Raw genomic sequence first — 14,617 nt, 5'->3', positions numbered from 1 at the left:
GCCGGGAGAAAAATATGGAATGGAAAGGGCGTCGCCAGTCGGACAATATCGAGGACCGGCGCGGCATGTCGGCGGGTTCGGGTGATCCTTTTTCCCGAGGCGGGATGCGCGTGCCAATCGGGCGTCGCGGCGGCGGTATAGGGATTGGTGGTCTTCTGGTCATTCTTCTGATCAGCTGGGTGCTTGGCATCAACCCACTGACGCTGCTGACCGGCGGCGATATGTCGATGGATGGCGGCGGCACGACGCAATCGGGAACCCAGCAATCCGGCACACGTCCGCAGGGCCAGTCATCCGATGAGACGACGGCTTTCGTGCGCACCGTGCTGGCGGAAACCGAGGATACCTGGAGCGGTATCTTCCAATCCGCCGGTGAGACCTATCAGAAACCGACGCTGGTGCTGTTCTCCGGGCAGGTTTCTTCCGCCTGTGGCAATGCTTCCGCTGCCAGCGGCCCGTTTTATTGCCCTGGTGACCGCAAGGTCTATCTCGATACCAACTTCTTCAAGGAACTGGATCAGCGTTTCGGCGCGTCCGGCGACTTCGCGCAGGCCTATGTGATTGCGCATGAGGTTGGCCACCACGTACAGAACCTCACCGGTGTCCTGCCGGAGTTCAACCGTCGCCGCCAGTCGATGAGCCAGACGGATGCAAACAAGATGTCGGTGCGTGTGGAGCTTCAGGCGGATTGTTATGCCGGCATCTGGGGCAAGTTCACCGAACAGAAGGGCATTCTCGAGACCGGCGATCTTGAGGAAGCGCTGAATGCGGCCCATCAGATCGGCGACGATACGTTGCAGAAGCAGACGCAAGGTTATGTGGTGCCTGACAGTTTCAACCACGGCACCTCGGCGCAGCGCATGGAATGGTTCAAGCGCGGCTTCCAGAATGGTCGTGTCGAGGATTGCGATACTTTCTCGGCGAATATCTGAGAGATCAGATGAAAAAGGGGGCTTTCAGCCCCCTTTTTCATTCAGCTCATCAAGAGCGCCACGGCATACATGCCCAGCGCGAAGATGGTATGGGCCACGAGGTTCAGGATACGGACCTTTGTGGGGTTCGGCGTCTTCGATGCCGCCCAGCCGATGCCCAGCCCCGGCTGCAGCAGGAACCAGCCCGCGCCGACCGTTACGATGCCGACGATCCACGGCTCGATGAAGGACGGATTGGCAAACCATGCGGCCGGGACGACCAGCGCGAGAATGATGCCGTAGAGGATGCCGACGGCGTAATGCGAAATCCAGCCGAGCGCCAGTTCGTGCTCATAGGGTGTCGCCGTGGCGATGCTGTCGTGAAATATCCGACCCTTCGGCACATGCCAGAACCAGCGGCCGACCGGCGCCCAGTTCGGCGCGGACTGGCCGAAAAACCGGTGCAGAATGATTGCCCATATATCCATAAACACGGTGCCGCCAATGCCCATGGCAATGCCGCGCCAAATCAGTTCCAGCATAGATCCCTCCGCATGATCATGATCGATCAAGCTCTAGCGGATTGGGTCGATGGCGGGAATGGTCTATTGCCGGGGTGGCGAAGAAAAATGGCCGGATTGCTCCGGCCATGAGATTGGTGAGAGACAGGCTAAACCTCTCCTCCGTCATGCTCGGGCTTGTCCCGAGCATCTGCAACGTGTCGATCAATGAGACGTGGTTAGATCCTCGGGACAAGCCCGAGGATGACGCCAAGAGGGGGGTAATGTTTGACGGATGTCTGCCTGCTGTAGCGAATCCAACAAATTGTTTATCCCGTTAAGCAGCCCGACCATATTCCGCCTGCCGCCGCGTGGCGGCGGCGAGCTGGAACTGTGCAAGCAACTCGTTGAGCGCCGCCGCTTCCGAGGCAAGGCCGTGGCTTGCCGCCGTCTGTTCCTCGACCATGGCGGCATTCTGCTGCGTGCCCTGATCGATGGTGTTGATGGCGGTGTTGATTTCCTGAAGTCCGGTCGACTGTTCGCGCGACGATGTCACGATGGCATCGATGTGGCGGTTGATCTCCTGCACTTCGCGAACGATGGTTTCCAGCGCCTTGCCGGCATTGCCGACGAGTTCGACGCCGGACTGCACCTGCGATGTCGAGGCGTTGATCAATGTCTTGATCGCTTTGGCGGCATTGGCGGAGCGCTGGGCGAGTTCGCGCACTTCCTGTGCGACGACGGCAAAACCCTTGCCGGCCTCACCGGCGCGGGCGGCTTCGACACCGGCATTCAGCGCCAGGAGGTTGGTCTGGAAGGCGATCTCGTCGATTACGCCGATGATGTTGCTGATCTCCGACGAGGATTTTTCGATGCCTTCCATGGCACGCACGGCATCTTCCACAATGACGCCGGACTGTTCGGCATTGCCGCGGGCGCGATCGACCAGACGGCCGACTTCTTCGGCACGGCGGGCGGAATCCTTCACCGTCGTGGTGATCTCTTCGAGTGCTGCGGCGGTTTCCTCGACGGAGGCCGCCTGCTGCTCGGTGCGGCGTGCCAGATCGTCGGCGGACTGGCGGATTTCGCCGGCTCCGGCGTCGATGGCGAGCGCATTCTGGCCGACCGTGCTGAGCGCCGCATTCAGCTTCGCAACGGAATTGTTGAAATCGTTACGAAGGCGATCGATGCGGGTCACGAAAGGCGTGTCGATGCGATAGTTGAGATCGCCATCGGAAAGATGCGCCAGACCCTTGGCAAGCGAGTCGACCGCGAACTGGATATCCGCCGCGTCTTTTGCTGCGGTTCTTTCGCGCTCGTTGCGCTCCTGTTCGGAAAGCGTGCGGTTCTGTTCGGCATCGCCCTCAAGGCGTAGGCGCTCCATTGCGTTCGAGCGGAACACGGCGACGGCTGCAGCCATGGAGCCGATCTGGTCGGTGCGTTCCTGGCCGGGAATGCCGACATCGAGATTACCGGCGGCAAGACCTTCCATGGCAGAGGTCATCTGCGTGACAGGGCGGACGATGAAGCGGGACAGCACGGTCGCCAGCAGGCCAATCATGATCGCGGCGGCGAGAACCGTTGCGATGGTCGCCGCCAGGCGGAACTGGCCGATCGCGCTGTAGGCGACGTCGGAATCCACGACGAAACCGAGATACCAGTCGACCGAAGGCAGGCCCGCAACCGGGATGAAGCTGGTGATCTTGCCCTTGCCGTCGATTTCGGTCTGGGAAATCGCGGAGGAAATCGCCGGCGTATCGACCTTGAAGAGATCGGCCAGCGGCTTGTCGACGAATTTTGGATCCGGATGAATGAGGATTTTGCCGTCCTTGCTGACGAGGAACGCGTAGCCATCCGTGCCGGCATCCACCGACTTGATCATCTTCACCAGCGAATCCAGCGAGAAATCGCTGCCTGTCACACCGGCAAGCTTGCCATCGATGGAAACGGGAATAGCGGCGGTGATGATAAGGCCTCCGGTCGAGGCGTCATTATAGGGTTCCGTCAGAACCGTCTTGCCGGCTTTCACCGCATCCAGATACCACGGACGCTTGCGCGGATCGTAACCTTCCGGCAGCGGTGTCTTCGGGAAGGTGGTGAAGGTGCCTGTCTCGGCATTGCCGAAATAGGTCGACATGAACTGTGCCGTCAGCACGTCATTTTCCAGAAAACGCAGCTTTGCCTCGTCATCCGGAAGCTTGGCCAGGGTTGCCGCCACCGTTTGTGTCAGCATGATGCGACCGTTCAGCCAGTTGGCGATGCTTTGCGCAGCCTGCTTGCCGGAAGAATCAATGTTTTCCGCGACTGCTTCGGTAGTAACCCGATGCTGGAGGCTGTCGATGTAATAGGAAAAGCCTGCAAAGGCTGCAACGACAAGAGATGACGCTGCAACCAGAATGCGCGTCATAAGATTGGTTTTCTTTGGCAAGCTACGGATCCTTGAAGCCGGATGTACCGTCGAGGTCATCTTTAACATTGATGGGGGAAACATGCCTCAAAGGCGGGAATAATCTGCGTCATGCAGCTTATGATTTTAAAAGAGCTATCCGATGTTCTAATAGATAAAAGCGAATGGTAAAATTGGACTAAATTTATCTTGTGTCAGGACGCAATACGGTCGGATTTCGCGTGGTTGCCGATGTGCGTAATTTTTAATCACGCACTGCTGCCGGTTGCGTGCAGGATGGGAATATTTTATTCATCCTCGTGCTGCCGTTGCGCAATTCGCGGGCAACGGCCAAGGTTCAGGTGAATTACAATGTCTTCGTCGGTTGTTGCAGAAACCGTTCCTTCCGGATCGGGGTCGTGGTTTTCGCATTTCAAGGCTACGCTCGTTCTCGGGATTCCGCTTATCGGCGCCCAGCTTGCTCAGCTTGGTATCCACACCACTGATATGGTGATCGTCGGTCAGCTGGGAGCAGAGAAGCTTGCGGCCATGGTGCTGGCCGGACAGTTCTTCTTCGTCGTCTTTATTTTCGGCTCGGGCTTTTCTGTTGCCGTCGTGCCGATGGTGGCGCAGGCTTACGGGCAGGGCGATGCGACATCGGCCCGCCGCTCGCTGCGCATGGGCATGTGGGTGGCGATCGCCTATTGGCTGCTCGCCTTGCCGATCTTCTTCAATGCCGAACGCATTCTGGTCTATCTCGGGCAGAACCCCAATGTTGCGGCACTGACCGGCCATTATCTCGCCATTGCCAAGTTCGGCCTCCTGCCGGCGCTGCTTTTTTATGTGCTGCGCGGGCTTGTCAGCGCCATCGGCCGTGCAGGCATCATTCTTTATGTCACCATCATCATGCTGGTGATGAACGGTCTGATGGCCTATGTGCTGGTCTTCGGCCATTTCGGATTGCCGGCGATGGGCATGAATGGTGCTGCCGTTGTTGCCGTCATCGTTAATGCCTTCAGCTTCATCTTCATCGTCGCTTATGTGCAGACGCGGGAGGAAACGAAGAAATACGAGCTGTTCGTGCGCTTCTGGCGGCCGGACTGGCATGCGCTTTTCGAAGTCCTGCGGCTTGGCCTGCCGATCAGCATCACCATTCTAGCCGAAGTGACGCTGTTTGCGGCCGCTTCGATCCTGATGGGGCAGATCGGCACGGTGCAACTTGCCGCCCACGGTATTGCCCTCCAGCTCGCCTCCATCGCCTTCATGATTCCGCTTGGTCTTTCCCAAGCGGCGACGGTGCGTGTGGGCGTGGCGCGCGGGCAGGGGGATTTCAAAAACCTCATCCGCGCCTCGATCATGATCTATGCCATCGCCTGTGGCATCGCCCTTTGCGGTGGCATCCTGTTTGCGGCCGTGCCGGAATTCCTGGCGAAATGGTTCCTCGATCCGAAATTGCCGGAAGCTGCTGAAGTGCTTGCCTATGCCAGCAGCCTCGTGGTGATTGCCGGCATCTTCCAGCTGGTGGACGGCATTCAGGCCGTGACGGCAGGTTTGCTGCGTGGCCTTAAGGATGCACGCATACCGGCGATGCTGGCGCTGATTTCCTATTGGCCGATCGGGCTGGCGCTCGCCTGGACCATGGCCTTTCCGCTCGGCTTTGGCGGGCGCGGCGTATGGTTCGGTTTCGTGATCGGTCTTTCGACGGCCGCCGTTCTGTTGACGGTGCGCTTCGTGCTCTTGGTGAAGCGCGAAATGAAAACGGCCCGCTAAAAGCGGGCCGTCGGGTGGTCATCCGGCCATGGCGCGTCTGCGCCTCGAAAAGAGTTCCTCACGGGATGCCTCAATCGCAAGCCTTGTCTTGTCTGGGTTCTGTTGGCTTCAACAGATAACTCGTAACTTCCTGATCGACGCACTTGTCGGACCCCGTAAGTACCAAAGTGTGACCATCCGCGTTTTTGCTGACGAGTGGGCTACGAAAATAGTCTGCCATACGCCGCGCGTTGATATGGGGCGTGGTCGGATCATATTTCTGAGCAACAAACAGCAAAGCGGGCAGGTTGTCGGGCAGAGTGGGAATGCGGGCGCTTAATTTGCCAGCGAAGGGCCACATATCGCAGACATTGATTTCTATGACGTCAGGGTTATAGTTGGCATAGGGAGCTGCTTCCTTGACTGCCTTTGCGCGGGCGATTCGCTCCTGCCGATCCTTCGTCGGAGATGCAGAATCTGCACAGGTGATCGCCACGGAAGCATCAATCTCGTCTTCTTTCAGTATTGTTTCGGCCAATTCCTTGATCTTGTCCGCTTTGCCGTTCGATAGCGCTTCAAAGGCTTCGCCGAGTGTCGGCCAGTGCGTTTTCCACAACAGGCCGTAGGTCGTGACGGCCAGAACCTCTCTCGTCGTCACTCTGTAGCCGCCGGTTGTTGAAAACGGCCTGTTGTCGACGGCTTGCAGCAGTCGATGAAAATCGGCCGTTGTTTTTTCGACGCTGTCCTTGAAGGGACACGATTTTTCCAGATTGCAAAAGGAAACAAAGCGTTCGAATGTATTTTGATAACCACGCTGCTGGTTCAATCGCATCGTTTGCCAGTCCTCTGCGAGGTCTACGACGCCGTCCAATACAATTGCCCGAACTGAGCCAGGATAACGTTCCGCGTAGAGAGCGGCGACTTGGGTCCCATAGGAGTAAGCGATCGCCGTAAGGAACTCTTCCCCGAGTTGCCGCCGCAGAAGATCGAGATCATCGACCGCTTCGTTCGTACCGATGTGTTCAAGAACTGTTCGCCCGGTTGTTTTTATGCAGGCTTCAACATAGGCGGCCATCGCCCGATCGCCTGCGTCGTCAACCACCAGCGCGTTTTCGCGGCTTACGTATGAAGCACATGAAATTTTTGGAGTCGATTGTCCGACCCCACGAGGATCGTAGCGGATAATATCGTATGACTCTCTCAACCGCTTGACCGCGTCTGTTCTCGGGTCGAGCAGTTGAATAATGCCTGACATCCCTGGACCCCCCGTAATAATGACGAGGCTTCCTTGTTTTCGGCCCGTTGCAGGCAATCTTGTGATCGCAAGCGAGACTCGCCGTCTGGGTGGAGATGAACCCGCCTCGCGCCGATTGGAATATATTAACGGTGCTGCCATTCTTGCGCATTCAAGCATAGGCGGCGGAAGTCTGCCTTCGAACCAAAATTTAAATTGAGGCTTGGTGCAAGGCAGCCAGTTTATACGTGATTTATTGAATGATGATGAAGCTGCTTCCGCAGGTGGTGACAATAATATTATCAAGGAAAGTGCGATGCAATCTGTAGTAATTACAATGATGTTTTTTATATATAAATTTATTGATATCATAATGCTTTCCTATAATTTAGGAATCTATGATGATAGAGATATTTACTTTATAATTTTACTAATATTTTCGATTAAATAATAAAATTATATAAATATACGTGATTTTTTACGGAAATGTATTTAAAAACCGTCTTTATTAATTTTTTTACTGAAAGTCTTTAAGGCTCGCGCAATTTTTCCATAAGCCGGCAGCTACCTTTAAAAGAATGCGTTCCCAAAGATTTTTCTGTCAGCGGCCGGCCTCAATGCCGATCGCGGCCGTCAACGTTCGCTGCCTGTAAAGATGCCTTTCAGCGCACGCAAATTGAAACGGTTGATAAGGTCGCACTTCGGATTTCTCTCGCTTAATACAACGAGTCACGATGAGCGCGCAGATGCGTAGTATGGTGGGGAGCTGGAAAATTTTACGATTAAACGAGGACAACGGGCGCAGGGTCTCGCAGACCCTGCCTTCCGCCGAGTATTACAATCAGTTGTCCGACCGCAGCTCTCGGGAGCGGCGGCGGTTCTTTCACGATTTCCTCGGATTGTCTCAGCGCTCGGCGAGTGCTGCCTCACCCTTGTTTTCGCGCAGCAGGTTGACGAAGCGGCGGAAGAGATAGTGGCTGTCCTGCGGGCCGGGCGATGCTTCCGGATGGTGCTGGACGGAGAAGACCGGCTTGCCGACGATGCGCAGGCCGCAATTGGTGCCGTCGAACAGCGACGTGTGGGTTTCCTCGACGCCCTCGGGCAGCGATTTGGTGTCGACCGCAAAGCCGTGGTTCATAGAGACGATTTCCACCTTGCCGGTGGTGAAGTCCTTGACCGGATGGTTGGCGCCGTGATGGCCCTGATGCATCTTTTCGGTCTTCGCGCCAACGGCGAGGCCAAGCATCTGGTGACCGAGGCAGATGCCGAAGATCGGCAGTTCGCTCTTGATGAGGTTCTGGATAACAGGCACGGCATATTCGCCCGTCGCGGCCGGATCTCCCGGACCGTTGGAGAGAAAGACGCCATCCGGCTTCAGCGCCAGAATATCTTCAGCCGAGGTCTGCGCCGGAACAACCGTCACCTTGCAATCGAGGCCGGCAAACAGGCGCAGGATGTTGCGCTTGACGCCGAAATCCACGCAGACGACGTGGTATTTCGCATCGGCTTCACCGAGCGTGCCGTAACCCTTGTTCCATACCCACGGCGTTTCCGTCCAGGTGGAGGACTGGCCGGACGTCGCTTCGATGGCGAGGTCGAGGCCGACGAGACCGCTCCATGCCTTGGCTTCGGCCTTCAGCGCTTCGATGTCAAAGACGCCGTTCGGGTCATGAGCGATGACCGCGTTCGGCGCACCGTTTTCGCGGATCCAGGCCGTCAGCGCGCGTGTATCGATACCGCAGAGGCCGATGACCCCACGCGCCTTCAGCCAGGCATCCAGATGCTTGACGGCGCGGAAGTTCGAGGGGTCGGTGATATCGGCCTTGAAGATGACGCCGACGGCGCCGCGACGGGCGGCGGGCGTCAGGTCTTCGATGTCTTCCTCATTGGTGCCGACATTGCCGATATGAGGGAAGGTGAAGGTGACGATCTGGCCGAGATAGGAGGGGTCGGTGAGGATTTCCTCGTAACCCGTCAGCGCCGTGTTGAAGCAGACTTCGGCCTGAACCTTGCCGGTTGCACCGATGCCTGTTCCTTCAATCACCGTGCCATCGGCTAGAACAAGCATTGCGGTGGGTTTGCGGGTAGTCCAGGGCGCTGTCTCGGTCATCTCGTTCCGTTTCTGCCGCTTCGCACCCCGCCTCTTGAAAGGCAGGGGGTAAGGGGCCATTTCTGTCGCAGGCTTCGTGACATAAAGGGGCGCGCGATAAAGCTCGCGTTCCGACCCTTCGTTAAAATCTCGTGCAGGTGCCGGAAAATAACGAAAGCAGCCCAAGCGGTCAACCGCAGGCCCAAGATTTACGCGGATTTAAGCTGTCGTAGATTCAAGGGTTTATGCAATTGATTTGCTTGAGCGTGTTTGCTCGTTTATGTCGTTGCGAAAAATAAGGCGGAAAGTTTGCCGATCAGGAAGCTGCGGAATGAGCTTTCCCAAGGAGAAGAAAAATGCTGCGCGACACGTTCGCTAATACTTTGAAAGACGCTTTGAAGGCTCGTGATGCACGCCGCACCTCGACCGTGCGTCTCATCCAGGCGGCCGTCAAGGATCGCGATATCGCCAATCGTGGCGTGGGCAAGGACCCCGTCAGCGATGAGGACATCATGCAGATCCTGACCAAGATGGTGAAGCAGCGGGAGGAGTCCGCCACCATCTATGAAGGTGCCGGCCGTCCCGAGCTTGCCGCTCAGGAGCGCGAAGAAATCGTCATCATCAAGGAATTCATGCCGGAAGAAATCCCGGCCGAGAAGGTGCGCGAACTCTGCCAGGCGGTCATCAGCGAGACCGGCGCATCCGGACTGCGCGACATGGGCAAGTGCATGAATGCGCTGAAAGAGCGTTATCCAGGACAGATCGACTTTGCGAAGGCCTCCGGCGTCGTCAAGGACTTGCTGAAGTAGCGTTGGTCACTTCTGAAAAAGTAAAGGCAGGGTAGCCATGGCTACCCTGCCTTTTTTCTGCCGACGAAGATGCATTCCGGCGGATCAAAATGCTCTCCCGCGCAGGCTTTTCGGGGGGACGTGCCTGCGGGTGTCGGCAGATGTATGGAAATGTTCAGACACTGCCTTTGACTGTGTTTCGTTTTTACATCGTCGCAACGCGTCGCTCAAATTACAAAAACATAATTTTTAGTGATGTTGCGCTGCCATAAATTCGCCGGAAGCAGGCGCCAAGGCGGCGTCGGTTTTATCTCTGTGGCCTGTGAATATCGGGTATTGTCTTTCTTTGGGTTGGTGCTCAAGCCTTTCTGCGCTTATATGAAAGACTGGCCTCGAACAGGTAACCCATGCGCTTTTCCAATTCTTTTCTCGATGAGATACGCGACCGCGTGAACATCTCCGATGTGATCGGCCGACGTGTGTCCTGGGATAAGAAAAAGACCAATGCGCCGAGGGGGGATTATTGGGCCTGCTGCCCGTTCCATGGCGAGAAAAGCCCGAGCTTTCACTGCGAAGACCGCAAGGGGCGCTATCATTGTTTTGGTTGCGGCGTTTCTGGCGATCATTTCCGCTTTCTGACGGAGCTTGAGGGGCTGAGTTTTCCCGAAGCCGTGCAGCAGATTGCCGATATGGCCGGCATTTCCATGCCGCAGCCCGATCCGCAGGCGGAAAAGCGCGAGCGCGAGCGCACCTCGCTGCAGGACGTCATGGAAATGGCGACGCTGTTCTTTCAGGATCAGTTGCAGACCTCGCTCGGCGCGCGGGCGCGGGCTTACCTTCGGGATCGCGGGCTGACCGGGCGCACCATCGAGACCTTCCGGCTGGGTTATGCGCCTGACAGCCGCAATGCACTGAAGGAGCATCTTGCAAGCAAGGGCGTGTCCAAGGAGCAGATGGAAGCCTGCGGGCTGGTGGTGCATGAAAACGTGCCGGTTTCCTACGACCGGTTCCGCGACCGCATCATGTTCCCGATCCTGTCGTCGCGGGAAAAAGTGATCGCCTTTGGCGGCCGCGCCATGGCGGCGGATGCGGTGGCGAAATATCTCAATTCCAACGAGACCGAACTCTTTCACAAGGGCAATGTTCTCTACAATTTCGCCCGCGCGCGCCGCGCTTCGCAGGCGGCCGGCGGCACTGTTATCGCCGTCGAAGGTTATATGGATGTCATCGCGCTTTATCAGGCGGGTGTCGAAAATGCTGTCGCGCCGCTCGGGACGGCGTTGACCGACAGCCAGCTCGATCTCCTCTGGAAGATGTCGCCGCAGCCGGTTCTCTGCTTCGATGGGGATGGCGCCGGCATTCGTGCCGCCAACCGTGCGGCTGATCTTGCCCTGCCGCATATCAAGCCGGATCGTTCCGTCAGCTTTGCCCTGTTGCCTGACGGCAAGGATCCGGATGATCTTGTGCGGCTGGAGGGGCGCGCGCCCTTTGACCGGGTGCTTTCGGAAGCCAAGCCGCTTGCCGCGATGATCTGGAGCCGCGAGACATCAGGCGTCACGTTCGATACGCCTGAAAAACGGGCTCAGCTTGAAAGCCGCCTGCGTCAGATCGTTACCGTGATTGCCGACGAGACGGTGCGCCGCTTTTACCAGCAGGATATGCGCGACAGGCTGAACGGCTTCTTCCAGCCGCGCTTTCAGCAGGGCGGCTCGCAGGGCGGGAATTTCCGCCGCGACGGCGGTCAGGGTGCCGGTCGCGGTTTCCAGCGCAATGCGCCGGGGCGGGGCGGGGCGATGTCTGCGCCGGCCAGCAGCATTTCCGACCGGCTGACGCAATCCGGTCTCGTCAGGGGGCATCAGACCAAGCCGTCTCTGCGCGAAAGCGTTCTTGCCATCACCATCGTCAACCATCCCGAGTTGCTGCTGGAGGAATATGACGAGATCGCCGCCATCGATTACGAGAACCGCGATCTGCAGCGGCTGTGGTCGACGGTGTTGACCTATGCGGCCGAGAGTGCAGCGGACATATCGCGGGCAGGGCTGATCGACCGGCTGTCGCAGCACGGTTTCGAGCCGTTGTTGAAGACCATGGATCAGCAGGTGCGCAATGCGCGCCTGTGGACGGCGACGGAACAGGCGGCGATGGAGGATGCGCGCGAAGGTTACGTGCAGGCACTTTCGCTGCATAAGAGAACCAAATCCCTGCTCTGGCAGAAACGGGAGCTGGAGCGGGAAATCGCCGAGGCGACCGATGATGAGCGTGGCACGCTTCTGGTGCGGGCGATTGCCGAAGTTCAATTGGAAATCGGCCGCATGGAAAATCAGGAAGCGATCATCGATGGTTTCGGGGTCATGTCGGGCCGGGTGAAGGGTCCGGCCTTTGGCCATGGCTGAGAGGCTGGCCAAGAATAGAAAGACGTGTGGGGTTGCCTTTTGCGGCAAGCGTCCTAAATAGGGGATAGTCTGGTGATAACCGCGAAATGCGGCCTTTTTTGAGAATTTCCGTGGCTGTCTCGCCCTCAAAGGCTTGACGGGGCGGTAAATAGCGGGAATCACCATTTCAGGAAAAGTAAGGTGGAATGAGCCTTGGCGGATAGAAATTGCATGAGCAAGCATTTCCGGGTGCACTGTCTTTGCATTCTGCCTGAGGCTGCCGTGGTTAATCGGCAATTAAAGATCACTCCGTTAGGTGTCTGACAGTGATTCGCGGCAAACCGCTGGATGCTCAAGGGGCGGACGGCGATGCGGCGGAACAGGTGTTAGCGTCAGGGAAAGCGACGAGATAGATGGCAACCAAAGTCAAAGAAAACGAAGAAGCAGAAAACGAACGCGACGGTGCGACGGACGGTCCGCTTCTCGATCTTTCGGATGACGCGGTCAAAAAGATGATCAAGGCCGCCAAGAAGCGCGGCTATGTGACGATGGACGAGCTGAATTCCGTCCTGCCGTCCGAAGAGGTGACGTCCGAGCAGATCGAAGACACGATGGCGATGCTGTCCGATATGGGCATCAACGTTATCGAGGACGAGGATGCCGAGGAAGCCGCGCCTGCCGAAGACGACGGCGATTCCGACAATGAGGAGTCCGAAGGCGGCGAACTGGCGCCGTCCGGCGGCACGGCGCTTGCGACCGCCAAGAAGAAAGAACCGACCGACCGCACCGATGATCCCGTGCGCATGTATCTGCGCGAAATGGGTTCCGTCGAGCTTCTGTCGCGCGAAGGCGAAATCGCCATCGCCAAGCGCATCGAGGCCGGCCGCGAAACGATGATTTCGGGCCTGTGCGAAAGCCCGCTGACGTTCCAGGCGCTGATCATCTGGCGCGACGAACTGAACGAGGGCACGACGCTGCTGCGCGAGATCATCGATCTCGAAACGACCTATTCCGGTCCGGAAGCCAAGGCTGCACCGCAGTTCCAGAGCCCGGAAAAGATCGAGGCTGACCGCAAGGCCGCCGAAGAAAAGGAAAAGACCCGCAGGCTGCGTGCGCCAACCGGCGACGAAGACGTGACTGACGTGGGTGGCGATGGCCTGCCTCCGGAAGAGGAAGAAGAGGACGACGACGAGTCCAATCTTTCGCTTGCCGCGATGGAAGCCGAGCTGCGCCCGCAGGTCATGGAAACGCTCGACACCATTGCCGACACCTACAAGAAGCTGCGCAAGCTTCAGGATCAGCAGGTCGAGGCCCGTCTCGCCTGCACCGGTACCCTGTCTTCCGGCCAGGAGCGTCGTTACAAGGAACTGAAGGATCAGCTGATCACGGCCGTCAAGTCGCTGTCGCTGAACCAGAACCGCATCGACAGCCTCGTCGAGCAGCTCTACGACATTTCCAAGCGGCTGATGCAGAACGAAGGCCGGCTGCTGCGTCTTGCCGAATCCTATGGCGTCAAGCGCGACAGCTTCCTCGAGCAGTATCACGGTGCGGAACTCGATCCGAACTGGATGAAGTCGATCACCAATCTGGCCGCGCGCGGCTGGAAGGAATTCGCCCGCGAGGAAAGCAACACGATCCGGGAAATCCGTCAGGAAATCCAGAACCTCTCCACGGAAACCGGCATTTCCATTGCCGAATTCCGCCGCATCGTTTCGATGGTGCAGAAGGGCGAACGTGAAGCGCGTATCGCCAAGAAGGAGATGGTCGAAGCGAACCTGCGTCTCGTGATCTCGATTGCGAAGAAATACACCAACCGCGGTCTGCAGTTCCTCGACCTCATTCAAGAAGGCAATATCGGCCTGATGAAGGCGGTGGACAAGTTCGAATATCGCCGTGGTTACAAGTTCTCGACCTATGCGACCTGGTGGATCAGGCAGGCGATCACCCGCTCGATCGCCGACCAGGCCCGCACGATCCGTATTCCGGTTCACATGATCGAGACGATCAACAAGATCGTTCGCACCTCGCGCCAGATGCTTCACGAGATCGGCCGCGAGCCGACCCCGGAAGAACTGGCGGAAAAGCTGGCCATGCCGCTTGAAAAGGTGCGCAAGGTTCTGAAGATCGCCAAGGAGCCGATCTCGCTCGAAACCCCTGTTGGTGACGAAGAGGATTCGCATCTCGGCGACTTCATCGAGGACAAGAACGCGCTGCTGCCGATCGACGCCGCCATTCAGGCGAACCTGCGTGAGACGACCACCCGGGTTCTCGCCTCGCTGACGCCGCGTGAGGAACGTGTTCTGCGCATGCGCTTCGGCATCGGCATGAATACCGACCATACGCTGGAAGAAGTCGGCCAGCAGTTCTCGGTCACGCGCGAACGTATTCGCCAGATCGAGGCAAAGGCGTTGCGCAAGCTGAAGCACCCGAGCCGCTCGAGAAAGCTGCGCAGCTTCCTCGACAGCTAAGTTTCCCGCTTCCTTCAAAATTGAACCCGGTCAGTGAGCGCTGGCCGGGTTTTTTGTTTCCCGCACTGGCGAACTCTGCGACAAGCCTTATGTGTGAAAACAGGCATTCCGCTTTACTGG

The 14,617-nt window shown here is 57.7% G+C and carries 10 protein-coding genes; 6 read left to right on the top strand and 4 right to left on the bottom strand.

Going from position 1 to position 14,617, the window contains the following annotated elements; genetic code table 11:
- The first annotated feature begins 14 nt into the window (after positions 1–14).
- Positions 15–932: a KPN_02809 family neutral zinc metallopeptidase gene (gene ypfJ / locus ATU_RS10625; RefSeq protein WP_010972116.1), complete on the top strand. Its 918-nt coding sequence runs from the start codon at positions 15–17 to the stop codon at positions 930–932.
- Positions 933–973: 41 nt separating this feature from the next.
- Here the strand turns inward: ypfJ and ATU_RS10620 are convergent, their stop codons facing one another.
- Together ATU_RS10620 and mcpU are read right to left on the bottom strand one after the other, a co-directional pair.
- Positions 974–1,453 (bottom strand): DUF2938 domain-containing protein, encoded by a 480-nt coding sequence (locus tag ATU_RS10620; protein ID WP_010972115.1) that lies wholly within the window; start codon positions 1,451–1,453, stop codon positions 974–976.
- Positions 1,454–1,748: 295 nt separating this feature from the next.
- Positions 1,749–3,839, bottom strand: coding sequence for a methyl-accepting chemotaxis protein McpU (gene mcpU / locus ATU_RS10615; RefSeq protein ID WP_010972114.1), 2,091 nt, complete (start codon positions 3,837–3,839; stop codon positions 1,749–1,751).
- A 330-nt stretch (positions 3,840–4,169) separates the two neighbouring features.
- On the opposite strand from mcpU, the gene ATU_RS10610 reads away from it, so the two are divergent.
- Entirely contained in the window at positions 4,170–5,567 is a 1,398-nt protein-coding gene (locus tag ATU_RS10610) for an MATE family efflux transporter (RefSeq protein WP_010972113.1), read from the top strand.
- A 70-nt stretch (positions 5,568–5,637) separates the two neighbouring features.
- Here ATU_RS10610 and ATU_RS10605 read toward each other — a convergent pair whose 3' ends face one another.
- On the bottom strand, positions 5,638–6,942 hold the full coding sequence (locus ATU_RS10605) for an alpha/beta hydrolase (protein ID WP_266021165.1): 1,305 nt from the start codon (positions 6,940–6,942) through the stop codon (positions 5,638–5,640).
- A gap of 64 nt (positions 6,943–7,006) precedes the next feature.
- Here ATU_RS10605 and ATU_RS10600 point away from each other — a divergent pair, with 64 nt between their 5' ends.
- On the top strand, positions 7,007–7,231 hold the full coding sequence (locus tag ATU_RS10600; RefSeq protein ID WP_162180282.1) for a hypothetical protein: 225 nt from the start codon (positions 7,007–7,009) through the stop codon (positions 7,229–7,231).
- 453 nt (positions 7,232–7,684) lie between these two features.
- Here the strand turns inward: ATU_RS10600 and carA are convergent, their stop codons facing one another.
- A complete protein-coding gene (gene carA, locus ATU_RS10595) occupies positions 7,685–8,890 on the bottom strand; it encodes a glutamine-hydrolyzing carbamoyl-phosphate synthase small subunit (RefSeq protein WP_010972111.1) in 1,206 nt (401 codons plus the stop codon).
- 335 nt (positions 8,891–9,225) lie between these two features.
- On the opposite strand from carA, the gene ATU_RS10590 reads away from it, so the two are divergent.
- The 3 genes from ATU_RS10590 (at position 9,226) to rpoD (ending at position 14,497) form a co-directional block, all read left to right on the top strand.
- Complete coding sequence (locus tag ATU_RS10590) at positions 9,226–9,678, top strand: GatB/YqeY domain-containing protein (protein WP_006310543.1); 453 nt, start codon at positions 9,226–9,228, stop codon at positions 9,676–9,678.
- Positions 9,679–10,064: 386 nt separating this feature from the next.
- Positions 10,065–12,050 (top strand): DNA primase, encoded by a 1,986-nt coding sequence (gene dnaG / locus ATU_RS10585; RefSeq protein WP_010972110.1) that lies wholly within the window; start codon positions 10,065–10,067, stop codon positions 12,048–12,050.
- Between the two features lie 392 nt (positions 12,051–12,442).
- Complete coding sequence (gene rpoD / locus ATU_RS10580) at positions 12,443–14,497, top strand: RNA polymerase sigma factor RpoD (protein WP_010972109.1); 2,055 nt, start codon at positions 12,443–12,445, stop codon at positions 14,495–14,497.
- Positions 14,498–14,617 lie beyond the last annotated feature (120 nt).

Source organism: Agrobacterium fabrum str. C58, assembly GCF_000092025.1.
Classification (GTDB): Bacteria; Pseudomonadota; Alphaproteobacteria; order Rhizobiales; family Rhizobiaceae; genus Agrobacterium; species Agrobacterium fabrum.
This window is presented reverse-complemented; position numbering and strand designations above follow the sequence as displayed.